The sequence below is a fragment of the Micropruina sp. genome, assembly GCF_047607385.1.
In the GTDB taxonomy this organism is placed as follows: domain Bacteria; phylum Actinomycetota; class Actinomycetes; order Propionibacteriales; family Propionibacteriaceae; genus Micropruina.
Window position 1 is genome coordinate 1 of the sequence record NZ_JASGDE010000090.1, and the last position, 24,070, is coordinate 24,070.

Sequence of the window (24,070 nt, forward strand, 5' to 3'; positions counted from 1 at the left end):
GGGAGATCACGCGCCCACTGTGGACCTCGCACCGCAGCCTGGCAAGGCTTCCCGTCCTTGCGCTCGCCTAACTATTTGGGGCTCGCTGAGTTCAGCGAGCCCCAAATAGTTAGGCGAGCGCAAGGACGGGAAGCCTTGCCAGGCTGCGGTGCGAGGTCCACAGTGGGCGCGTGATCTCCCGTCGGGCCCAGATCGCGCGGCTGCGGCGCGTTGCCGTCGACGCGCTGCGTCACTACGACCTGCCGCAGGGCGGCCTGCGATTCGTCAGCCATGGCGAGAACACCACCTTCCGGTTGAGTTGTGCGGCCGGGAGCTTCCTGGTCCGGGTGCACCGCCCGGAGCGGCACGGCCGCGGCTCGGACACCGCGGCCGCCGTGGCGTCCGAGATCGCCTGGCTGGACGCGTTGCGGGCACAGACCGACCTGGAGGTGCCGCAGGCCCAGCGCACTACCGACGGTGCCGCCGCCGTGCAGGCGTCCGCGGCCGGGATGACCCGGACCTGTTCGGTGCTGCGCTGGATGGACGGCCGGATCCGTGAGTCGTCGCCCGTCCCGGTGCATCTGCGGCTGCTGGGTGAGGCGATGGCGACGCTGCACGACCAGGCCGACTCGTGGACGCCGCCGTCCGGATTCACCCGGATCAACTGGGACGCCCCCGCCTTCCTCGGCGATGTGATGGTCTACGGCGAGACCCCCGCGGCGCAGTGCTGGGAGTTGCTGCCCGCCGAGTTGCGGCGCCGCTTCGACGCGGTCGCCCAGCGGATGACCGGTGTGCTGGCCGACGACCCCGATGTCGGGCTGATCCATGCCGATCTGCACCTGGGCAACGCCGTGTTCGAGGCCGGCCGGGTGAAACTGATCGACTTCGACGACTGCGGCACCGGCCCCCGGCTCTACGATCTCGCGGTCGCGCTGTGGGAGTTGCGCGACGGTGACCGCTACCCCGCCTTCCGCGACGCTCTGCTGGCCGGCTACCGGTCCCGACGTTCCATCGACGTCACGCTGCTGGACGACTACATCGCGCTGCGCCAACTGGCCTTCGACCTGTGGTTCACGGGCACCGCGCAGGTCAATCCCGCCTTCGCCGCCGACCTGGACGGCGTCCACCGTTGGTCGTTGGCGATGCTCGACCTGGTCGAGGGCAAGTCCGCGTAGGCTGACGCGGTGCAATTCTCGCTGGCCCCGTTCGAACTGCTCCGGCCCGGCATTTGGCGCGCCGTCGCCCAGCCCGCGGGGGTGAACATCGGCCTGGTGGCCGGGTCCACCGGCGCGCTGCTGATCGACACCGGCTCCTCCCCCGATCAGGGCGCCGAGCTGCGGCAGGCGGCCGAGGCGACGGCCGGCGTCCCACTGGTCGCGGTGCTGGTCACCCACAGCCATTTCGACCACTACTACGGGCTGGCCGCGTTCGACGACCTGCCGACCTACGGTCACGAGAGCCTGATCGCCGCGCTGGACGCCGACCAGGTCACCGAGGAGGCCGCCGAACTGGGCTTCGCGCGCGACCGGCTGCGTCCACCGAACCGGCCGATGGCACTGGCCCGGATGGTCGATCTCGGCGACCGGCACGTCGAGCTGGTGCACTTCGGACGCGGCCACACCGCCGGGGATGTGGTGGCGATCGTGCCCGATGCGCAGCTGATCTTCACCGGCGACCTGCTGGAGCAGTCTGCTCCCCCGGCGATGGGCCCGGACTGCCACCTCAAGGAGTGGCCGGCCGCCCTGGACGGCATCCTCGGCCTGGTCAAGGAGGACACGCTGCTGGTGCCCGGGCACGGCGATCCGGTGGACCGGGTCTTCGCCTTCACCCAGCGCGCCGAGATCTCCGCGGTCTACGGCCAGGTCGAGTACCTGATCGGCCAGGGGGTCAAGGCCGAGGACGCCTTCGCCGCCGGCGACTGGCCGTTCGACCACGACACCATCGCCGCGGTGCTGCCGATCGCCTACGCCCAGCTCGCCGCCGAGGGCAAGGTGCCCCGCACCCAGCTCCGCCTGCTCTGACCGGGGACGGTTCTCAACCACCGGGGACGGTTCTCAACCACCGGGGACGGTTCTCAACCACCGGGGACGGTTCTCAAGGGACGAATTTCGATCAATGGGGACGGTTCTCCACCCGGTCCGGAGCCCAGAACCGTCCCTCAGGTACGAAAATCAACCAACGAGAACCGTCCCCAACCAGCGAGAACCGTCCCCGACCGACGAGAACCGTCCCCGGGGTTCGAGGTTCGCAGGGGTGGGGACAGTTCTGCGGACGCTGAGAACCGTCCCGGCGGACAGCAGTGGGATACTCGGACGGTTATGGACACGACCCGCCTGCTCCGTCCGCTCCGGGTCGACCCGGCCGACGATGCGACCGCCGACCGGCTCTACGCATCGTTCACCGACTACACCGAGCGGCTCGGCCTGAGCCTCTACCCGCACCAGGACGAGGCGATCATCGAGTTGCTGGCCGGCTCGCACGTGGTGCTGACCACCCCGACCGGGTCCGGGAAGTCACTGGTGGCCACGGCGGCGATCCATGCGGCGCTGTCCACCGACCGGGTGTCGTTCTACACCGCCCCAGTGAAAGCCCTGGTCAGCGAGAAGTTCTTCGAACTGGTCGCGATCTTCGGCGCCGACAACGTCGGCATGCTGACCGGGGACGCCGCGGTCAACGCAGGCGCCCCGATCATCGCCTGCACCGCCGAGGTGCTGGCCAACATCGCGCTCCGCGAGGGCTCGGACGCCGACGTCGGCCTGGTCGTGATGGACGAGTTCCACTACTACGGCGAACCCGACCGGGGCTGGGCCTGGCAGGTGCCGCTGATCGAGCTGACCGGTGTCCAGTTCCTGCTGATGTCGGCCACCCTGGGCGACATGTCCGGCATCGCCGCCGACCTGACCCGGCGCACCGGAGCTGAGGTCGCCATCGTCGCCGAGGCGGAGCGTCCGGTGCCGCTCAGCTTCCGCTACGCCATGACCCCGCTGGAGGAGACCCTCGACGAACTGGTCGAGACCCACCAGGCACCGGTCTACGTCGTCCACTTCACCCAGGCCGCCGCCGTCGAACACGCCACCACGCTGCTGGCGGCCGGCTTCGGCAAGCGCTCCGCCGGCGCCCGGCGTCCGATCGGCGACGGCGAGACCGACCTGCTGCACGGCTTCCGGTTCGCCGCCGGCTTCGGCAAGACGCTGAGCAAGCTGCTCAAGGCCGGCATCGGCGTCCACCACGCGGGCATGCTGCCCAAATACCGGCGACTGGTCGAGCAGCTCGCCCAGCAGGGCCGGCTCAGCGTGATCTGCGGCACCGACACCCTCGGCGTCGGCATCAACGTGCCGATCCGCACCGTGCTGTTCACCGGGCTGGCGAAATTCGACGGCTCCCGGCAGCGGGTGCTGCGCACCCGCGAGTTCCTGCAGATCGCCGGACGCGCCGGTCGGGCCGGCTTCGACACCGCCGGCTATGTGGTCGTCCAGGCGCCCGAGCACGTCATCGCCAACGAGCGCGCCAAGGCGAAGGCGGCCGCCAAGAACGCGGCGATGAGCGAGGCCAAGCTGGCCAAGCGGAAGTCGAAGGCGCAACTCAAGAAGGCCCCGGACGGCAGCATCGTGTGGAGTGAGCAGACCTTCGACCGTTTGGTCGCCGGGCAGCCGGAACGCCTGGTCAGCCGGATGAAGGTCGACAACGCGATGCTGATCAACGTGCTCAGCCGCGACGAGGATGCCTTCGTCGTGCTGCGCCGGCTGCTCACCGACAACCACGAAGATCGCCGCGCCCAGCTGCGGCTGGTCCGCCGGGCGTTGCGGCTGGTCCGCTCGCTGGTGCATTCCGGGGTGGTGACCCGGCTGGACGCCCCGGACGCCCACGGCCGCCGCTACCTGCTGACCGTCGACCTGCCGGCGGACTTCGCGCTCAACCAGCCGCTCGCCCACTTCGCGCTGGCCGCCCTCGACCTGCTCGACCCGGAGGCGGAGAGCTACCCCCTCGACGTGCTGTCGGTGATCGAATCGGTGCTGGAGGCGCCGATGACCTTGTTGTTCGCGCAGCAGAACGCCGCCCGCGGCGAGGAGATCGGACGCCTCAAGGCCGAGGGCGTGGACTACGAGGAGCGGATGGCGATCATCGAGTCGATCAGCTGGCCCAAGCCGCTGGCCGAACTGCTGGAAGCCGCCTACGAGACCTACCGGCAGTCCCACCCGTGGCTGCGTCCGGACGCCCTGGCGCCCAAGTCGGTGGTCCGCGAGATGTGGGAGCAGGCGATGAGCTTCACCGGCCTGGTCGGCCGCTACCAGGTGGCCCGCAGCGAGGGCGTGTTACTGCGCTACCTCACCGACGCCTACCGCACCCTGCAGCACACCGTCCCCGAGACCCACCGCAGCCCCGGCCTGGACGACATCGTCGAGTGGCTGGGTGAGACGATCCGGCAGACCGACTCGTCGCTGTTGGACGAGTGGGCGGCGCTGATGGATCCCGAGCATGCGCCCCGCGACGTGATCGACCACACCGCGCCGGCGCCGCCGCGTCCGCTGTCGAAGCAGGGCCGCAGCTTCGAGGTGCTGATCCGCAACGCGCTCTGGGCCCGACTGGCCGCCTGCGCCCGCGACGACCTGGCCGCCCTCGTGCGGCTGGAGCGGGAGGCGTCCGAACGCACCGAGCCGGCCCGCGAGATCGTGATGGGACGCCGGCAGTGGGACGCCGCACTCGAGGACTACTACGCCGAACACGACGAGATGCTGCTGGACGGCGACGCTCGCGGACCGTCCTACGTGGTGATCGGCGAGGAGCGCCGCGGCGAGCCGGCCGGCGCGCCGGAAGGGACGTCCGCCCGCGTGAGGGATGCCCGGCAGATCGTCCGCGACCCCGACGACAACCGCGACTGGGTGCTGGACGCCGTGGTCGACTGCGACGCGTCCGACCAGGTGGGCGAGCTGGTGCTCGCGACCACCGCACTGCACCGGCTGGACGGCTGAGGCCGGCCCGCACTCAGCGGGCGAACTGGTCCTTCGCCAGGCCGGCGGCCAGTTCCCAGGTATCCGGCGACTGGGCGGCGAGCAGGAAGCGTCCGGTGACGCCGGCGGCGTAGCGGCGTCCGGCTGTGGTGGCGACTCGGCCGCCCAGCTCCTCCACCATCAGTGCGCCGGGCAGGTGGTCCCAGGGGTGCATCGACCAGTAGCCGACGAAGGCGCGCCGGCCCTCGACCACGTCGGGGTAGTCCACGCCGCAACAGCCGGCGAGCTGGACCAGCCGGACGCCCTCGGGCAGTCCCGCGCGGGGACGTCCCCAGCGGCCGTGCAGCGCGCCGACGATCGGGTCGGCCATCGGCGGCGGGCTCAGCTGGACGCCGTTGCAGGTGACCCCGGCGCCGCGCTCGGCGATGTACATCCGGTCGTGGACGGGTTGCCAGATCCAGCCGCGGGTGGTCACGCCGTGCCGCACCTCGGCGACCATCACGGCGAAGTCGGGTTTGCCGTCGGCGAAGTTGCGGGTGCCGTCCACCGGGTCGATCACCCAGGCCAGTTCGGCGGTTGGCAAGGCCTTCAGCGGTGCCGGGTCGGCGTAGACGGCCTCCTCGCCGACCACCAGGCAGCCCGGAGTCTCGGCCTGGAAGATGCGGGTCAGCGCCTGCTCGGCGAGCCGGTCGGCCACCGTGACCACGTCCCCGGGACGCTTCTCGATGATCTCGTCGTCGGCCAGCGACCGAAACCGGGGCAGGATCTCGGCGTCGGTCACCGCCCGGATCGCAGCGGTAACCGCGTCGGTGCTCATCGCGGAGGTGTCCATCGCAGCGCCGGTCATCACGGCTCCAGGGTGTCGGCGTGGTCGGCGGTGACGAAGTCGATCAACTTCTCCACCTCGGTCAGCAGCGCCGGGTCGAGGTCGCGCCACGAGGTCACCTTGGAGCGGATGTGCCGCCAGGCGTTGGCGATGTCGGTCTGGGTGCGGGCCGGCCACCCCAGCGCCCGGCACAGCCCCTCCTTGTAGTCCTGGCCGCGGGGCACGTCCGGCCATGCCTGCAACCCGAGCACGGACGGCTTCACCGCCGTCCAGATGTCGACGAACCGGTGACCGGTGACGAACACCCACGGGCCGGTCACCTGCTCCACGATGCGGGACTCCTTCGAGCCGGGCACCAGATGATCGACCAGCACGCCGAGCCGGCGGCCCTGCTGCGGCGCGAACTCGGCGACGATCGCCGGCAGGTCGTCGATGCCGCCCAGGTACTCGACCACCACGCCGACGTGCCGCAGGTCGTCGCCCCACACCTTCTCGACCAGTTCGGCGTCGTGCCGGCCCTCGACGTAGATCCGGCTGGGCAACGCCACCTTGGCCGGGGTGCGGGTCGCGCTCGCCCGCGAGCCGGACGCCGTGTGCGTGGGGCGTCCGTTCGGCTGCCGCTTGGGCGCGATGACGGCGACCGGCTTCCCCTCCAGCCAGAACCCGGGGCCGAGCGGGAAGCTCCGGCGCTTGCCGCGCCGGTCCTCCAGCACGACCAGGCCGTTCTCGATCTTGACGATGGCTCCGACGAAGCCGGAGGTCGGGTCTTCCAGCACCATGCCGTACTGGGCGGGGATCTCGGTGGTGGTCGGCTTCCCGGCCCGCTGCCAGCCGGGTGCCAGGACGTCTCGTGGGTATCGGCTCACGCTTCGACCCTAGCGATCCCCACCCACTCTCCGGCTGACCGACGCCGGGTCTGGGCGACGATTCCGCACAGACCGCACCGCCGGCGACAAGCCTTGGCCGACAAACGCTCCCCGCGGCGTGCGCAACCCCGACACCCATATGACACATGTGATATATATCTCACATGTCACTTCGCGCCGCCATCCTCGGCTTCCTGCACATCGAGCCGATGAGCGGTTACCTGCTCCGCAAGCGCTTCGAGGGCTCCGCCGGTTCGTTCTGGAGCGTCACGCAGAGCCAGATCTACCGGGAACTGCACACCCTGGAGCGCGACGAGTTGATCGTCGGCATCCGGGAGGCCGGCGACGGCAAGCCCGATCGCATCGTGTACTCGCTGGCGCGACGCGGCGAGGCCGAACTGGAGGCCTGGCTCGAGGCGCCCGTCGAGCCCGCCCGGATGCGCCATCCGCTGCTGCTCAAACTCGTCTTCGCCGCCGAGGTCGAGCCGCAAGTCCTGGACGACATCCTCGCCCGCTACGGGGAAGAGGTCGCCACCACCCGGGCCGACTACGCCAGCCGGCTCACCATGGAGGCGATCTTTGCCCTGGCGCGCTCCGAACGCGAGGCGACGTTGTGGAGGCTGTCGATCGAGCACGGCCTGGCCTGGTGCGACGCGGAACTCGGATGGGTCGAGAAGGCCCGGCGAGAGCTCGCGCCACAGCGGCGTCCGCCCGATCGGGACCCACGATGATCACCGCTGCCGCCATCGCGGCGCTGGCGTTCGCGGCGACCTGGGTGTGGCTGTGGCGACGGTCCCGGTTCGCCTGGGTGCCGTCCACCGGACGTCCGGACGAGTCGCGCGACTGCGGAACGGTGCGCACCGTCCACTTCCCCGCCGTCGACGGAACCCGCCTGGAGGGCTGGCTGTTCCAGCCGGTCGGGACGACCAGACCGCCCGTGGTGATCATGGCGCCCGGCCTCGGCGGCACCAAGGACGGGTTTCTCGAACCGTTCGCCTGGGCGTTCGTGGCGCGCGGGCTCGCCGTTCTCGCCTTCGACTATCGATGCTTCGGCGGCTCGGACGGGACGCCACGGCACTGGGTCGCGCCGCCACGCCACCGCGAGGACTACGCCGCCGCGATGGAATTCGTCCGGAGCGGTCTCGTCGACGTGGACGCCGCCCGGATCGCACTGTGGGGGTCGAGCTTCTCGGGCGGCAACGTCCTGGTCACGGCGGCGCGTAACCCGGGCGCGCGTGCCGTGGTGGCGCAATGCCCGCACCTGAAGACACCCGAGCACCTGCAGCCGCGCGGGTTCGCGCTGGCGCGTTTCGTCTGCTGCGCGGTGCTCGACATGCTGCGGATCCTCCCGCCACTGTACGTTCCGCTCTTCGGGCGCCCCGGCGAGTGGGTCTTCGCACCGAGCTTCGAGAACCCCAGCGTCAGGGACTTCCACGGACCGCTCGGCTCCGACTTCTGGCGCCGGCTACCGAAGCCGCCACTGGGCGGGTGGGAGAACCGCATGCTGGCCCGCGGCCTCGCGACGCTCGACGAGGTGGTGCCGATGGACGAGCTTGCCACGGTGCGCTGCCACGTCCTCTTCGTCGCGGCCCAGCACGACGACATGGTGCCCAGCGCGTTCATCCAGGAAGCCCATCGACGATTGCCGGGCAGTGAGCTCAGCTCCTACGACTGCGGCCACTTCGGTCTCTACACGGGCCCGGCTCACGCGGAGAATGCCCAGCGGCAAGCAGACTTCCTGGCACGTACGCTGAGCCCGGGTCCGCCGACCTGAGCGGCACCGAGCATCAGGACGTGGAATCTCCACGATTTTGGAGCCAGGGGAAGGAGGTGGCGCTGTGCGAGTATTCGGGACGATCTGGCTGGCGGTCGCCGTGCTGCTTCTTCTAACGTGGCTGTTCCTTTTCGCCGCCCTCCTCACCGACGCACCCGATGTGGGCGCGATATTCATGGCGATACTGATGTTGGGTGCGGCCGGATTGACATTCTTCTTCGGAGTTCTGCCGAGCGTTTCCTTAGCGTCACGGCGCGGCGTATGGGTGTTCGGGAGGGGCGTCATTCCGTGGCGAAGCATCAGTGAGATCAGAGTCACTGGGGTGCCGTTCACGTGGCTTGATGGCTATGCTGTGGAGATCGTGATCCCTGGTCGTGCCGTGACACTGTTCTCCACGGCCACCTACTTTGCATGGGGGGCTCGAAGAAAGCAGCGTGCGCTCGAAGCCATGTGGGGGAAAAGGTGTGCTGAACCGTTGGCTTGGAAGGATCTGGTTTTCCGGGTCGGCACTTGCCACGGCCCGACCTATCACGGTTGCTATGTTCTGATCTCGCCCCTAGTGGACTGGCGGAGACGCCCGGGCGGTTTCCTCATTGAGTTCTCCGGCGACTCCTGGGCACCACCTGACCCCCCGGGCTATGATTTTGCGGTCGATGAGGAAGATCAGTTGAACTCGGTTCTGAACGATCTCGATGTATGGTGGATTGATGATCCGTCCGAAGAGCAACGGATCATGAACGTCTACTTTCCTGGGCGGACAAGGGGATGAGGGAACTCGGCGACGTGGAGTCGCCGAGGTTCTTCGACACATTCCACACCGACGGACGAGAGGCGGCAGGCTTGTGAGGACGCGCGTACTCAGACGTGCACCGGGTGCATCGTGGAGCATGCGCAAGCACGCCTCGGTGCACGTACTCGAGGGCGATTTCGCCGACCTCGAGTTCCTCAAGAGCCAGGCCGACTGGCTCGTGGACCTCACCGTTACCGCGTTCGTCGACGACATCAGCGCGGTCTCGTCACTGCCTCGGCTTCGACGTCTGGCTCTATGGCCGACGTCCACGGGTCGTCGTCATACGTGGAGTGCCGACCTGAGCAACATGCCGGCACTCCAGGATCTCTCCGTCGGCCCAGCCGTCCAGGTCAGACTCACAGATAGTAGCCAGTGCACCATAAGGCGACTCCACGTCGACCGAATCACCACCGAGTTCTGCACCACCGTTCAGGCGCTGCCACACGTGGAAGACCTCCGGCTGGACAACCCGCAACAGCTGCCTTCCTTCATTCCGGAATCAGTTCACGATCTGAGCATCTCGGGCATCAAACACTGGAACAGCGCCCTACAGTTCGACGGCGTTGGAGGATTGCGCTACCTTCAGTTGGAGAATATTCGTGGCATGACAGACTTGAGGGCGTTTGCAGCGGCACCACCGCTCGGCCGCCTGTATATTCATGACTGTCCTGAGTTGAGGTCCATCGACGGCGTCTCTTTGGCACCGGATGCCGACCACTTGTTCGTCGGCGGAGTCCACTCCGCAAGACGATGGGTTCCCAATGGACGGAGCCGTAGTGCGCACGCATAGCACCCGCGCTTCGGGTAACCTGAACCCCCGCCTGAAGCCTCAGACTTGCTGCACCGTGAACGACTCGTGGCTGGAAGGTACCTAGTGAAGTCGCCCCTCAGCCACCGCCCGCTCGTTTCGTCAATTTTCGTCCGACCGGCGTTGCGGTGTCAGGTCCGCAGAGCCTGTACGAGTTCGACACCACGGATGGCTGCAGGGTGACTCTTCACCAGACCGATTGCATCGCTGTCGTCGTCCTCCCCGCGCAACCAGCCGTGCGCCTCTGCGGCCACTAGGCCACCAAATGGCCTATTCCGCCGCCCGGAGCGACTTGGAGTTTCTTCAGCATCCGCTTCGGCGGTGTTGTTCAGATCACGATGGACGACACCGATCTTGTGGCTGCGCCGACCGAAGTGAACAGCCAGGTTCGAGACTTCGACTGGGACCGTCATCGAGTGTTTCGCTAGTCTACGGCCGCCCTTGAGGTGGTACTCACCGCCAGTTCGATCGAACTGACACTCGACCCCCAAGCACATGGACGTCCGGATTGGCTCGGCATAGGGCGTGAACTCGTGTGGGAGTGGTGGTACCTGACGATCCCCGTGTTGACCTGCGCGATCCTCACGGGGACGGACCGTAGCTGGAGATGGTGGGGAATCCCGATGGGCCTGCGGTGGCCCGTGGGCGTCAGCATCGGCCGTCAAGGAGGCGTCGTGCCGAGAATCGGCTACCCACGTCGCGCCTCATAGCCGTCGCGATCCCACTCTTGCTCGCGGCGGCGACGTGCCGAAGGGTCGGTTGCCGACGCCGACATGGAGGGTGACCTGCGCCAGTGCCTGCGCAACCTTCGATAACGCACCCCAGCGTCACGGCAGACCGTGCGACTAGGCTCGACCAGTGGAGAGACTCGACGCACTGACCTTCGAGGTAGTTGAGCCTCGTGGATACCATCTCGGCGGGGTGTGGCGACGACACAAAGCGACTCGTGATATGCGGCGCCGAATTGAGAGAGCAGAACGGCAGCTGACTCCGCTCTTTGAGGCGATCGTCGAGGCTTCGAACCCAACCGATAGCGACGCTTACCGCTTCGAGATCAAATTCGGACCCCAGTCGACCCCGTGGCGCAAGAAGAGGCGGGTTCTTGGGGGTCGATCGGTTGTCGACCTGCGCATACACCTGCCAACGGTCGTTCAGTTTCTGGCTGACGACACAGCACTGCAGGCGACCCTGAGGCGATGGATCGCCGTGGCCATACAGGATCAACTCTCCGAACTGACGTCGGTTCAGACGCTCCGCGATCCTGTACCGGACGTTCCATTGCTGGCGTTGTCCTGCGTACCGCGCCGCGGAGCCGCAGGTCGGTGGCACCCTGACGCTGACGTCGGCGCCTACGCGCGGGCAGCCAGCGCCCTGGGCGATCTTGCTCTGCCCTTGCTCGCAGAACGCCAGGTGCTGTCTTCATGGCCGACGCTGGAGTTGCTACCAAGCAGCCATACAGCACGCGTGGTCCCCCGACAATGGGATCGTGCCTACGCTGTCCCGGCAGCGGGTGCGTCCCTGCTGGAGCCCGAGTCACTCGCAGCCAGGGTGGCGGCGGACTTTCGCGAAGCGTTGAGACTTCGAGGATCCCATCATTCGCACAGTCTCGGTGCTCTAGCCGACGCGTTGGGCGAGCATTGGCGGCGGGCCCACTACAGCATGTTCCTGACCACCGCACCGCTGCGTCGAGACGGCCATCCGCACAAGCTGTACGTGGAGTTCGCTTCAAACCCCACCGGCGGGAGATTTCGACCGGTCGTCGAAGCTCCCGGCGGGCGATCGTCCGCAGCCTGGCAGAGCACATTCGGGGACGCCGAGGACTTTGTTGGCTTGGAACCGGGAGTTGGTTACAGATGGCTGACAGACGGCCGCGTTCAGGTCAACGCGTCGACGATTCGACCAGCTCGACAGGTGTTCGACCTGCTCACGGACGTGTCCGCCAGCGGCTCGAACTCGACCGAACCGGAGGGCGACTACTGGTCTTTGCTCCAGGATGCTCGGGCTGCTGCCACCGATGACTCGATAGCGGCCGTTGGATTCGCACTCTCGACTCTGGTGGCCGGCCTGACCCCGGCTTCCATGCTGGCATTCGGCCAGTGGTGGGCACAATGCGACGCGGCTCTCTACCAGCAGCCGCTGCTTGAGGCGGCGACTGAAGCGATCGGATTCGTATCCCCAGACGTTTTCGACGACGTACGCGGATGGGTCGTCCTGCACGGGCGAGAAGTGTTCAACTCCATCGCTCATAGCCCTCGGAGTCTCTCCGAGCTGGACCTCGTCCACCTGGATCAGGTCGAGGACGTGGTCGGAGACCTGAAGCTCGTCTATGAGCAGACGCTCGGTAGCGAGTTCCCGGACCGGTTGCCCTCTGAACCAACCGGCGCATACAACTCAGCGTGCGGTCCGTTGACTCCGTGGCCACCCCAGGAGCGACATGGCTGAGTTCAGCCCGTCCGCTCAGCCCGCGGGAACCAGGATGCTGTCCAGGTAGTCCCGCAGGCAGCCGACCACGTCGGTTCCTTCCCGGTCCAGCAGCCACTGCGCCTGGATGCCGTCCCACAGCGCCACCAGGGACGCCGCCGCCCGGTCGATGTCCACGTCGTCCCGCACCCGCCCTTGCGCCGCCAGCTCGCGCAGCTTGCGGGCGTAGGAGGCGCGCAGCCGCCGGAAGCGGTCGACGAAGTACTCCCGGTCGGGGTAGGTCTCGGTGACCGATTCGCCGCACAGCACCGTGTACAGCTCGATCAGCCCGGGGACGCTCTCGTTGTGCCGGGCCTGGTCGAGCACCTCGGCGACCAGGCCGGGGCTGGCGCCGTCGTCCGAGGGGCTCACCTCGGCCATCTGGTCGCGCTTGGCCAGCACGGCGATCAGCAGATCGCGCTTGGACGGGAAGTAGTGCAGGATCCCGGTCTGGCTCAGCCCGATCCGGTCGGCGACCTCCTGCAGCGAGCCGCCCTGGTAGCCCCGGGCCGCGAACACCTCGAAGGCGGCGTCCACGATCTCGCGGCGGCGCCGCGCCGACTTCGCGTACGGTCCGCGCCGACGCCGGTCCGCGTTCGGTGAGCGCTCGGCGGCTTGGGGTTTCACCGCACGGATTCTACTGGTGCCGCTCTCCTCCGACAGCCGGTGCGCCGTCCCCGATACCGAGAACCGACAACAAAATTCGAGTCATTACTCGATTTTTATGTTAGGTTCCCTCCACCTCGGGCGCTCTGACCCGGGACCCCTTACCTCACGATGATGTGGAGGCACATGCGAACGCTCACGCGACGCCGGCTGCTCGGCATGGGGCTCGGCACGGCCGCGGCTGGAATCCTGGGTGGCTGTGCCACCCCCGGCACGACCTCGATCAACTCCCGCCCGGTGATTCCGGCGAAGGCACCCGGCGAGAAGATCACCCTGACCTACTGGGCCTGGCTGAAAGATCTGCAGAAGGTGGCGGACGTCTGGAACGCCCAACACCCCGACATCCACGTGGAGGCCGTCTGGATTCCGGGCGGCAACGGTGGCGGCTACCAGAAGATGTACTCGGCGCTGGCCGCCGGCGGCGGCCCCGACATGGGCCAGATCGAGATGCGCACCATCCCCGAGTTCATGCTGGTCAACGGCCTGGTCGACCTCAACCGGTACGGCGCCGCCGAACACGCCGCCAAATTCGACAAGACGCTGTGGAGCCAGGTCAGTTTCACCGGCGGCGTGTACGGCATTCCGCAGGACTCCGGTCCGATGGCGTTCTATTACCAGCCGGAACTTCTCGACAAGGTCGGCGCCACCCCGCCGAAGACCTGGGACGACTGGCTCACCGTCTCCACCGAGGTCCGCAAGGCCGGCTCGTACCTGGAGTGCTTCCCGCTCTCGGATGCCAGCTTCTTCTGCGCGGTGGCCACCCAGGCCGGCGCCGAATGGCTCACCCCGGGCGAGGACGGCTGGGTGATCAACATGACCGACGACGCCACCATGAAGGTCGCCCGGTTCTTCGACAAGGCCATCGACGCGGGCGTGGTGACCACCGAGTTCACCGCCTTCTCCCCCGCCTGGTTCGCGGCCTGCGCCAACGGCGGCATCGCCGCCCTGACCGGGGCCAGTTGGGCCGACGCCCTGATCGAGGGCGTGGCGAACGGCTCCGGCAAGTGGCGGGTCGCCCCGATGCCGCGCTGGGACACCGGCTTCGGCTCCAGCTACTGGGGCGGCTCCACCACCGCGGTGCTGGCCAGCAGCAAGCACCCGAAGGAGGCGCTGGAGTTCGCGGTCTGGTTGAACAGCTCGCATGCCGGCGTGGACGCGATGATCGAGAACAGCGGTATCGGCTGGTCGCCGGCCGCCGACTACATCGGCGCCCAGCGGCAGCAGCCGTCCGCCTTCTTCAGCGGTCAGAACTACAACGAAGAGATCTTCGTGCCGGCCGCGGCCGAACAGAACGCCGACTGGAAGTGGTGGCCGATCACCCAGCAGTCGTTCAACATCCTGGCCGACGGATTCCGCCGTAAGGCCAACGGCGACACCTTGGTGGACGCCGTCGCCGACGCCGAGAAGCTGATCCTGCAGGCCTTCCGGAACAAGGGTCTGAGCATCCGAAAGGGGCAGGCATGACCACCGCATCTCCGAGCCGGCGGGGCGGGCCCAACGCCGCCGCGAAACGCGCGCCCTGGATTCTGCTGGCACCCTTCCTGGTGCTCTTCATCCTCACCTTCATCTTGCCGATCATCACCGCCGTCGGCTCCAGCTTCACCAAGGTGAGCCGCGCCGGGCTCTTCGGCGAAGGCGGCGTGACCAGCGGTTTCGCCGGCTTCGACAACTACGCACAGGCGATCGGCGACGGCAACTTCATCGCCTCGATCGGACGGATGCTGCTGTTCGGCGTCGTGCAGGTGCCGGTGATGATCATCGCCGCGACGATTCTGGCACTGCTGCTGGAATCGGCGTCGGCGAAATGGCCGGGGCTTTTCCGGGCGGCGTACTTCATGCCGTACGGCGTTCCCGGCGTCATCGCGACCATCCTGTGGTCGTTCCTCTACGTGCCCGGCCTGAGCCCGATCATCGACGTGGCGAAGATGATGGGGATCAACGCCGACTTCCTGGGCCAGGGCGCGGTGCTGTGGTCGATCGCCAACATCGTCACCTGGAGCTACGCCGGCTACAACATGCTGATCATCATCGCGCAGCTCAAGGCGATCCCGAACGAGCTGTACGAGGCCGCCCGAGTGGACGGCGCCACCCCGATGCAGATCGCCTGGCGGATCCAGATCCCACTGATCGCCCCGGCGCTGGTGCTGACCACCGTGTTCTCGATCATCGGCACCCTGCAACTCTTCGCCGAGCCACAGGTGCTGACCAAGGTGGCGCCGGCGATCGACAGCCAGTACACCCCCAACCTCTCCGCCTTCACCACAGCATTCGCCTACAACGACTACAACGTCGCCGCAGCGCAGGCGGTGCTGATCGCGGTGGTCGCGTTCGTCCTCTCGTTCCTATTCCTCCGCCTCACCAACCGGGAGAGCTGATGACCACCACGACTGCGAAGCCCACGAAGGCGAAGAAGGAATCCGCCAACCACGCCAATCGCTCCGCCGGCCAGTCCACCGGCATGACGATCCTGGTGACCGGCATCCTGACCCTGGTGGCGCTGTACTTCATCGTCCCGGTCTACTGGGTGCTGGTGGCCGCGTCGAAGACCAACGAGGATCTGTTCGCCACCTTCGGCTTCTGGTTCGCGCCGCACTTCGCGCTCTGGGACAACATCGTCCAGGTCGTCACCTACGACAACGGCATCTTCGTCCGCTGGTTCGCCAACTCGATCCTGTACGCGGTGGTCGGCGCGCTGTTGGCCACCTATCTGGCGGCGGCCGGCGGCTATGCGCTGGCCAAGTACAAGTTCAAGGGGAACAACCTGATCTTCGGGATCATCCTGGGCGGCGTGCTGGTGCCGGGCACCGCCACGGCGCTGCCGCTGTTCCTGCTGTTCAGCCAGCTGGGGCTGGCCAACACCTACTGGAGCGTGCTGATCCCGTCCCTGGTCTCGCCGTTCGGGCTGTTCCTGTGCCGCATCTACGCCACCGCCACGGTGGACGACGCGCTGCTCGAGGCGGCCCGGCTGGACGGCGCCAGCGAGCTGCGGATCTTCCACACCGTCGGGTTGAACATCCTCACCCCGGCGCTGGTGACGGTCTTCCTCTTCCAGTTGATCGGCATCTGGAATAATTACTTCCTGCCGCTGGTCATGCTGGCCGACTCGAACCTCTACCCGATCACCCTGGGCCTGAACAACTGGCTCGGCCAGGTCGACCGGTTGCCGGAGTTCTACGAGTTGACCACCGGCGGCGTCCTGTTGTCGGTGATCCCGCTGGCAATCGCCATGATCGTCCTGCAGCGCTTCTGGCGCGGTGGGCTCACGGAAGGCTCGGTGAAGTAATTCCGCACTACTTGATCGATCGGGGGCCCGGGTCCGGTACCCGGGCCCCTGCCCGTGCCCGGCTGCACAGCGACGCACCCGAGCTGTCCCTGAACGGCGCCTGGCGGTTCCGGCTGCTGCCCGGCGCACCCGGCGGCGCGCTCGAGGTGCTGCCGCCCGGCGAGGGTCCGGACGACGTCGCCGGCGAGAGCTTCGACGACTCCGGCTGGGACGAGTTGCCGGTGCCGGCGCACTGGGTGCTGCACGGCGACGGACGCTACGGGCGTCCGATCTACACCAATGTGCAGTTCCCGTTCCCGATCGACCCGCCGTTCGTGCCGGACCAGAACCCGACCGGCGACTACCGGCGCCGCTTCGAGCTGCCGGCGTCCTTCACGGGCGCGGCGGCGGTGCTGCTGCGCTTCGACGGGGTGGAGTCGCGTTACCGGGTGTGGCTCAACGGCGTCGAGATCGGGGTCGGCTCGGGCAGCCGGCTGGCCCAGGAGTTCGACGTGACGCACGCCGTCCGAGAGGGCGAGAACCTGCTGGTGGTGCGGGTGCATCAGTGGTCGGCGGCCAGCTACCTGGAGGACCAGGACCAGTGGTGGCTGCCCGGCATCTTCCGCGACGTCACCGTGCTGGCTCGGCCCGAGGGCGGCCTGGACGACGTCTGGCTGCGCACCGGTTACGCCGACGGCGTCGGCTCGGTCGCACCGGAGATCGTGGCGTCCGAGGACGCCTATCCGGTGACTCTGCGGGTGCCGGAACTGGGGGTCGAGGCGGTCTGGGCGTCGGCGTCCGAGGTTGCCCCGGTGCTGGTGGACGGGGTGCAGCCGTGGTCGGCGGAGTTGCCCCGGCTCTACGACGCCACGGTGAGCAGCGCCGGTGAGACCGTGTCGCTGCGGCTCGGCTTCCGCAGCGTCGCCATCGACGGCGACCGGTTCCTGGTGAACGGCAGCCGGGTGGTGTTCCGCGGGGTGAACCGGCACGAGACCCATCCCGATCGCGGCCGGGTCTTCGACGAGGCGTGGGCCCGCGACGATCTGGCGCTGATGAAGCGGTTCAACGTCAACGCGATCCGCGCCAGCCACTATCCCCCGCATCCGCGGCTGCTCGACCTGTGCGACGAACTCGGCTTCTGGGTGATCGACGAATGCGACCTGGAGACGCACGGCTTCGAGCCGGGCGGCTGGGCCGGTAATCCGTGCGACGACCCGGCCTGGCGGGAGGCCCTGCTGGACCGGATGGAGCGCACCGTCGAGCGGGACAAGAACCACCCGTCGATCGTGCTGTGGTCGCTTGGGAACGAGTCGGGGACGGGTGCGAACCTGGCCGCGATGGCGGCCTGGGTGCACGAGCGCGACCCGGGACGTCCGGTGCACTACGAGGGCGACTACACCGGTGGCTACACCGACGTGTACTCGCGGATGTACGCGCCGGTGCCCGAGGTGCGCTCGATCGGACGCGACGCGCTCGAACCGCTGCTGGGCTGCTCGATCGCCGAGTCGGCCCGGCAGCGCGGCAAGCCGTTCCTGCTCTGCGAGTACGGCCACGCGATGGGCAACGGCCCGGGCGCCCTGGACCAGTATCAGGCCTTGTTCGAGGAGTATCCACGGCTGCACGGCGGTTTCATCTGGGAGTGGCGCGACCACGGCCTGCGCACCCGGACGGCTGAGGGCGTGGAGTTCTTCGGCTACGGCGGCGACTTCGGCGAGGTCGTCCACGACGGCAACTTCGTGATGGACGGCCTGGTGCTCTCCGACGGCACCCCCTCCCCGGCACTGCACGAGTTCAAGCAGGTGGCCGCCCCGTTCCGCGTCCGCGTCCGCGTCGGCAACGATGTCGAGATCAGCAGCCTGCGGCACAGCGCCGACTCCTCCGACGTGGTGTTCCGCTGGCGTGCCGAACTCGACGGCGTCGCCGTCTGTTCAGGCGACCTGGACGTACCGGTGATCCCGGCCGGTGGTTCGGCCCGGGTCGCGATCCCCCCGGTCCCCGCCGTCGGCGAGGGCGAGCTCTGGCTGAGTGTCGAGGCCGTGCTGGCGTCCGACACAGCGTGGGCGAAGGCCGGGCACCTGCTGCTCACCGCCCAGCAGCAGGTGGGACGAGGGGACGGTTCCTTTCGTCCCACTGGTACTACCAGTGGGACGCCGGGGACGGTTCCTTTCGTCCCACGCGGGCCGGTGCGGCGGTTCTCCCCGAGCCTGGGCGAGAAGCTGCCCGACCGTCTCGGACCGGCCGAGTTCGACGCCGGCGAACTGGTGTCGCTGGCCGGGCTGGCGGCGTCCGGACCGCGGCTGGAACTGTGGCGCGGCCCGACCGACAACGACCGGGGCGCCAGCTTCGGCAGCTACGACCCGTCCGACGCCTCGCTGGCACGCGACCCCTGGACGCCGCCGTGGCGTGGGCAGCCCGCCCCGCCGCTGGAGGTGCTGTGGCGGGCCGCCGGGCTGGACCGGCTCACCCCCCGGGTGGTCTCCCGGACCGGTTCGGCGTCCGAACTGCGCACGCTGACCCGCTGGGCGCCGGCGAACTCGCGGCTCAGCGTGCTCAGCGACGTCCACTGGTCGCTGGTCGAGGGCGTCCTGGAGTTGCGGATCGAACTGGAACCGAGCGCCGGCTGGGAGCTGGTCTGGCCGCGGCTCGGCGTCCGTTTCGACCTGCCGACAACGGTGGACGGGGCGTCCTGGTTCGGCACCGGACCCCACGAGTCCTACCCGGACAGCCGCCGCGCCGCACTGGTCGGCCGGTTCTCCGCCTCGCTGGCCGAGCTGACGGTGCCGTACGCCCGTCCGCAGGAGACCGGCCATCGCAGCGATCTGCGATCGCTCACCCTGCGCACCGGCACCGACGACCGGCTGCGGCTCGACGCCGTCCCGGACACCGCCGGACGCCTGCCCGGGTTCACCCTCACCCCGCACACCGGCCAGCAGTTGGACGCCGCGACGCACCCGCACGAGCTGCCCACCCCGGCCGCGACGTACCTCTATCTGGACGCCGCCCAGCACGGTCTGGGCTCCCGCGCCTGCGGTCCGGACGTCTGGCCCGAGCACGCCCTGCGACCCGAAGCCCGAACCCTGCGTTTCCGCATTCGCTGAACTCCGCGTTCACTGAGCCGGGGACGGTTCCGCCGTTCACGAACCATCCCGGACCGTTCACGAACCGTCCCCGCACATTCGGGGACGGTTCGTGCGGTCGGGCCCACGACTATCTGCAAACGACCCGGCCCCGGCGTCCGCGGATGCTACGCTCTGGCCGACTAATGGGAGGTCCCGACGAGAGAAAGGTCGGCCGGCCATGGCACGTTGTCCCCATTGCGGAACAGAGAACCTCGGTCGATTCTGTGGCGGCTGCGGCGCTCCGGCTCCCGCGGACGCGCCCCCGGCTTTCGAGCCGCCCGGCAATGCCGGATTCGACCCATCGGTACCGCCGACCCGATTCGAGAACCCCCCGACGCGATTCGACAACCCGCCGGCCGGTTCAGCCACCGGCCCCGCATTCACCCCGGGCCCCTTCCACACCGCACCCGCATCCTCGCCCTATCCACCGCCACCGCCCCCGCCGTCGCCCTGGCAGACCGGCGCTCCGGCCCTGGAACCACAGCCGTCGGGTCCGCGGCGGTTGGGCTGGGTGATCGGCGCCGTGGTTGCGGTGGTCGGCATCCTCGGCGGATTCCTGATCTACCGCGCCACCGCCACCGGAGCCGGGCCGACCCCCACCACCCAGGCGACCGTCACGGTGACCCAGTCGGCGCCCAACCCCGCGGAAAGCACCTCGGCCAGCGGCTCCCCGCGTCCCTCGACCGGCTCTACCTCCCCGGCCTCGAAACAGCAGCAGGCCGGCAAACAACTCGCCGCACAGCGCGCCGCCGATCGGCCCGGATTGTCACTGGACGGACGCTGGATCGCCCAGCTGTCCAGCAAATACGACGGCGTCGTCGACAAGACCCAGGTGGCCGTCGGCGGTGGCCACACCTTCCATCTCACCGACATCTTGGCCGAGCACCAGCAATTGCGGGCACGCTTCGGCAATGCCGGGGTGAATGTCTATCTGCTCCGGGCCACCGATTTCGGACGGCAACGCGGCTCATCCCGGACGATCTGGGTGACGATCGCCGACCCGGGCCTGACCAGTTCCGCCGCAATATCGAACTGGTGCCGCCAGCAGTTCTCGCAGTATTCCAGGAGCGAGGTCGGCAACGTCTGCATGCCGAGGGAACTGGCGCCGCCTTATCGGTGACGCGCCGAGCGCAGACCGGACGCCGACTCGCCGCGACCCAAGGGCCAAGGGCCAAGGCCCGCCGCCGTCCCGAACACTGCGCTTCCGGATCCACTGACCCCGTGCCGCGACCATCCCCCGCCGTCCCCCGACCACGACGTAGCTGCCGCTGTGACGCATAGCTGCAGCTCCCTGCCACGAGGACGCCCCAGTACGGACGCCGGCGGCACACGCACCCACCGGGTGCCATCCGGGCCAACTGCGGTACAATCGCCCCGTGGCACGCCGACTTCTGCTTCGCCAGCCGCGCTGACTACTCCGTCATCGCGGCGCCCCTCCCTGCGTGAGGGGCTTTTTCATGTCCGAAGCAGAACGATAAGAAGGATGAGATGAGCGAGACTCCGTACCGCTACACCGCCGAGTTGGCCGGGCAGATCGAGACCGCCTGGCAGGACCGTTGGGAGGCGGAGGGCACCTTCCACGCCCCGAACCCGGCCGGGGTGTGGGCCGAGCCGGAGCAGGTCGGCGGCCGCGAGAAGCTGTTCGTGCTGGACATGTTCCCCTACCCCAGCGGCGCGGGCCTGCACGTCGGGCACCCGCTGGGCTACATCGGCACCGACACCTGGGCCCGCTACCAGCGGATGCGCGGCCGCAACGTGCTGCACGCCCTGGGCTACGACGCCTTCGGCCTGCCCGCCGAGCAGTACGCGGTGCAGACCGGCCAGCACCCCCGCGTCACCACCGAGGCCAATATCGCCAATATGCGCCGCCAGTTGCGTCGACTGGGCCTGGCCCACGACGACCGGCGCAGCGTCGCCACCACCGACGTGGAGTTCTACCGCTGGACGCAGTGGATCTTCCTGCAGGTGTTCAACGCCTGGTACGACACCGACGCCGACAAGGCGCGTCCGATCACCGAGCTGATCGCCGAGTTCGAGTCGGGCGCGCGTCCGACCCCGTCCGACCGGCCCTGGGCCGAACTGGACGCCGCCGAGCGCGCCACCATCGTCGACTCCTACCGGCTGGCCTACGTCTCCGAGGCTCCGGTCAACTGGTGCCCCGGGCTGGGCACGGTGCTGGCCAACGAGGAGGTCACCGCCGAGGGCCGCTCCGACATCGGCAACTTCCCGGTGTTCAAGCGGAACATGAAGCAGTGGATGATGCGGATCACCGCCTACGCCGACCGGCTGCTGGCCGACCTGGACCGGCTGGACTGGCCGGACAAGGTCAAGGCGATGCAGCGCAACTGGATCGGACGCTCCACCGGCGCCTCGGTGACCTTCGGCGTGGACGGCCACGAGGCCGCGATCGCGGTGTTCACCACCCGTCCGGACACCCTGTTCGGCGCCACCTTCATGGTGCTGGCCCCCGAGCATCCGATCGTCGACGCCATCACGCCGGGCGAGAACGCCTGGCCGGAAGGCACCAACCCCGCCTGGACGGGCGGCGCGGCGTCCCCCTCGGAGGCGGTCACCGCCTACCGGGAGGCGGCGGCCCGCAAGACCGACCTGGAGCGCCAGGAGAACAAGGACAAGTCGGGTGTCTTCACCGGCGCGTTCGCGGTCAACCCGGTGGACGGCCGGCGGATCCCGATCTTCATCGCCGACTACGTGCTGATGGGCTACGGCACCGGCGCGATCATGGCGGTGCCGGCCGAGGACGAGCGCGACTGGGACTTCGCCAAGGCCTACGAGCTGCCGATCATCCGCACCGTGCAGCCGCCCGCCGACCACGACGAGGACACCGCGTTCACCGGCGACGGCCCGACGATCAACTCGGCCAACGACGAGATCTCACTGAACGGGCTGGACATGGCCGCCGCCAAGCGGGCCATGATCGAGTGGCTGACCGCGAAGGGCAACGGCGTCGAAACCGTCACCTACAAGCTGCGGGACTGGCTGTTCAGCCGGCAGCGGTACTGGGGTGAACCGTTCCCGATCGTCTACGACGAATCGGGTCACGCGATCGCGCTGCCCGAGTCGATGCTGCCGGTGGAGCTGCCCGAGATCGACGACTACAGCCCGCAGGCACTGGATCCGGACGACTCGACGTCGGAGCCGGTGCCGCCGCTGGGCCGGGTCGCCGACTGGGCCGAGGTCGAGCTGGACCTGGGCGACGGACCGAAGACCTACCGACGCGAGCTGAACGTGATGCCGCAGTGGGCCGGCTCCTGCTGGTACGAGATCCGCTACCTGGATCCGGCCAACCACGACCGGTTCATCGACGCGGACGTGGAGCGCTACTGGATGGGGCCGCGGGACGCGTCCGACGTCGGCGGGGTCGACCTGTACGTGGGCGGCGTCGAGCATGCCGTGCTGCACCTGCTGTACGCACGGTTCTGGCACAAGGTGCTGTTCGACCTGGGCCAGGTCAGCTCGGCCGAGCCGTTCCGCCGGCTGTACAACCAGGGCTACATCCAGGCCTACGCCTACCGGGACGCCCGCGGGCAGACCGTGCCGGCCGACGAGGTCGAGGAGATCGCCGGCGCCGACGGCGAGATCAGCTACGCCTGGCACGGGGAGGAGGTCTTCCGGGAGTACGGCAAGATGGGCAAATCGCTGAAGAACATCGTCACTCCCGACGATATGTACGACTCCTACGGCGCCGACACCTTCCGGATCTACGAGATGGGCATGGGTCCGCTGGATCAGTCGAAGCCGTGGGAGACCCGGGCCGTGGTCGGCTCGCAGCGGTTCCTGCAGCGGTTGTGGCGCAACGCGATCGACGAGGTCACCGGTGAGGTACGGGTCGTCGACACCGCGATGGACGACGCCACGAAGCGGGCGCTGCACAAGACTATTGATGCTGTGACAAGGGACTATGAGGGGTTGTCGTTCAACACCGCGATCGCCCGGCTGACCGAGTACAACAACGTGCTGACCAAGCTGGACGCCGTCCCGCGCGAGGCGATCGAGCCGATGCTGCTGATGGTGGCGCCGCTGACCCCGCACATCGCCGAGGAGCTGTGGTCGCGGCTGGGTCATGCCGACTCGCTGGCCTTCGAGCCGTTCCCGGTCGCCGACCAGTCGCTGATCACCGACGACACGGTCACCTGCGTGGTGCAGGTGAAGGGCAAGGTGCGGGCCCGGCTGGAGGTGCCCGCCGACATCGCCGAGGACGCCCTGCGCGCCCAGGCGCTGGCGCTGCCGCGGATCGTCGAGGAGACACCGAACGGGGTGCGCACGGTGATCGTCCGGGCGCCCAAGCTGGTCAACGTGGTGCCCGCCTGAACCTCGGCCGTCGGGCCGCCATGCCCGGCTTCGGTGTCCTTCCCCTTCACCGGGAAGGTCTCCGGAGCCGGGCATTGTGCTGTCCGACAAGCGCGGACGCCTCATCCGGCGTCCCTGGCGGGACCGTGAGATGAAGCCTGGTTTGCTATCCGGCCAGAGCTGGTTTACTGTCTTCTCAGCTTGATCTCAGGCTTTGCTCACTTGGTTCTCAGTTCGGAGCCAGCTCGTTCGCCTGATCCCGG

The 24,070-nt window shown here is 68.5% G+C and carries 18 protein-coding genes; 14 read left to right on the forward strand and 4 right to left on the reverse strand.

Annotated elements, in window-relative coordinates; genetic code table 11:
- Positions 1–170: 170 nt before the first annotated feature.
- From QM582_RS08285 to QM582_RS08295, 3 genes are all read left to right on the forward strand, one after another.
- Positions 171–1,154 (forward strand): phosphotransferase enzyme family protein, encoded by a 984-nt coding sequence (locus tag QM582_RS08285; RefSeq protein ID WP_415083440.1) that lies wholly within the window; start codon positions 171–173, stop codon positions 1,152–1,154.
- A 9-nt stretch (positions 1,155–1,163) separates the two neighbouring features.
- Positions 1,164–2,000, forward strand: a complete 837-nt coding sequence (locus QM582_RS08290) for an MBL fold metallo-hydrolase (protein WP_415083442.1) — start codon at positions 1,164–1,166, stop codon at positions 1,998–2,000.
- Between the two features lie 297 nt (positions 2,001–2,297).
- Complete coding sequence (locus QM582_RS08295) at positions 2,298–4,949, forward strand: DEAD/DEAH box helicase (RefSeq protein ID WP_415083444.1); 2,652 nt, start codon at positions 2,298–2,300, stop codon at positions 4,947–4,949.
- Between the two features lie 13 nt (positions 4,950–4,962).
- Here the strand turns inward: QM582_RS08295 and QM582_RS08300 are convergent, their stop codons facing one another.
- Both QM582_RS08300 and QM582_RS08305 read right to left on the reverse strand, forming a co-directional pair.
- Positions 4,963–5,775 carry an inositol monophosphatase family protein gene (locus QM582_RS08300; RefSeq protein ID WP_415083445.1) on the reverse strand — a complete coding sequence of 271 codons (813 nt, stop codon included), beginning with the start codon at positions 5,773–5,775 and terminating at the stop codon, positions 4,963–4,965.
- Positions 5,775–6,620, reverse strand: a complete 846-nt coding sequence (locus tag QM582_RS08305) for a DUF3097 domain-containing protein (RefSeq protein WP_415083447.1) — start codon at positions 6,618–6,620, stop codon at positions 5,775–5,777. Before QM582_RS08305 ends, QM582_RS08300 begins: the two co-directional genes overlap by 1 nt.
- A 164-nt stretch (positions 6,621–6,784) precedes the next feature.
- Here QM582_RS08305 and QM582_RS08310 point away from each other — a divergent pair, with 164 nt between their 5' ends.
- From QM582_RS08310 to QM582_RS08325, 4 genes are all read left to right on the forward strand, one after another.
- Complete coding sequence (locus QM582_RS08310; protein ID WP_415083449.1) at positions 6,785–7,351, forward strand: PadR family transcriptional regulator; 567 nt, start codon at positions 6,785–6,787, stop codon at positions 7,349–7,351.
- The gene (locus QM582_RS08315) at positions 7,348–8,394 is read left to right on the forward strand and encodes an alpha/beta hydrolase (protein ID WP_415083451.1); all 1,047 of its coding nucleotides are present in this window, start codon (positions 7,348–7,350) and stop codon (positions 8,392–8,394) included. The genes QM582_RS08310 and QM582_RS08315 overlap by 4 nt, the downstream gene beginning before the upstream one ends.
- A gap of 64 nt (positions 8,395–8,458) precedes the next feature.
- Complete coding sequence (locus QM582_RS08320; RefSeq protein ID WP_415083453.1) at positions 8,459–9,163, forward strand: hypothetical protein; 705 nt, start codon at positions 8,459–8,461, stop codon at positions 9,161–9,163.
- Between the two features lie 118 nt (positions 9,164–9,281).
- On the forward strand, positions 9,282–9,974 hold the full coding sequence (locus tag QM582_RS08325; protein ID WP_415083455.1) for a hypothetical protein: 693 nt from the start codon (positions 9,282–9,284) through the stop codon (positions 9,972–9,974).
- 149 nt (positions 9,975–10,123) lie between these two features.
- Here the strand turns inward: QM582_RS08325 and QM582_RS08330 are convergent, their stop codons facing one another.
- Positions 10,124–10,405 (reverse strand): hypothetical protein, encoded by a 282-nt coding sequence (locus tag QM582_RS08330; protein WP_415083456.1) that lies wholly within the window; start codon positions 10,403–10,405, stop codon positions 10,124–10,126.
- Positions 10,406–10,850: 445 nt separating this feature from the next.
- On the opposite strand from QM582_RS08330, the gene QM582_RS08335 reads away from it, so the two are divergent.
- On the forward strand, positions 10,851–12,434 hold the full coding sequence (locus QM582_RS08335; RefSeq protein WP_415083458.1) for a DUF4240 domain-containing protein: 1,584 nt from the start codon (positions 10,851–10,853) through the stop codon (positions 12,432–12,434).
- Between the two features lie 15 nt (positions 12,435–12,449).
- On the opposite strand, the gene QM582_RS08340 is transcribed toward QM582_RS08335, so the two are convergent.
- On the reverse strand, positions 12,450–13,079 hold the full coding sequence (locus QM582_RS08340) for a TetR/AcrR family transcriptional regulator (RefSeq protein ID WP_415083460.1): 630 nt from the start codon (positions 13,077–13,079) through the stop codon (positions 12,450–12,452).
- Positions 13,080–13,244: 165 nt separating this feature from the next.
- Here QM582_RS08340 and QM582_RS08345 point away from each other — a divergent pair, with 165 nt between their 5' ends.
- From QM582_RS08345 to leuS, 6 genes are all read left to right on the forward strand, one after another.
- Entirely contained in the window at positions 13,245–14,582 is a 1,338-nt protein-coding gene (locus QM582_RS08345) for an ABC transporter substrate-binding protein (protein ID WP_415083461.1), read from the forward strand.
- The gene (locus QM582_RS08350; protein ID WP_415083462.1) at positions 14,579–15,493 is read left to right on the forward strand and encodes a carbohydrate ABC transporter permease; all 915 of its coding nucleotides are present in this window, start codon (positions 14,579–14,581) and stop codon (positions 15,491–15,493) included. The genes QM582_RS08345 and QM582_RS08350 overlap by 4 nt, the downstream gene beginning before the upstream one ends.
- Positions 15,493–16,401: a carbohydrate ABC transporter permease gene (locus QM582_RS08355; RefSeq protein WP_415083463.1), complete on the forward strand. Its 909-nt coding sequence runs from the start codon at positions 15,493–15,495 to the stop codon at positions 16,399–16,401. The genes QM582_RS08350 and QM582_RS08355 overlap by 1 nt, the downstream gene beginning before the upstream one ends.
- An 11-nt stretch (positions 16,402–16,412) precedes the next feature.
- Complete coding sequence (locus QM582_RS08360; protein WP_415083465.1) at positions 16,413–19,478, forward strand: glycoside hydrolase family 2 TIM barrel-domain containing protein; 3,066 nt, start codon at positions 16,413–16,415, stop codon at positions 19,476–19,478.
- Positions 19,479–20,010: 532 nt separating this feature from the next.
- Positions 20,011–20,619 carry a hypothetical protein gene (locus QM582_RS08365; protein WP_415083467.1) on the forward strand — a complete coding sequence of 203 codons (609 nt, stop codon included), beginning with the start codon at positions 20,011–20,013 and terminating at the stop codon, positions 20,617–20,619.
- A gap of 368 nt (positions 20,620–20,987) precedes the next feature.
- Positions 20,988–23,828 carry a leucine--tRNA ligase gene (gene leuS / locus QM582_RS08370; protein WP_415083469.1) on the forward strand — a complete coding sequence of 947 codons (2,841 nt, stop codon included), beginning with the start codon at positions 20,988–20,990 and terminating at the stop codon, positions 23,826–23,828.
- Positions 23,829–24,070: the final 242 nt, after the last annotated feature.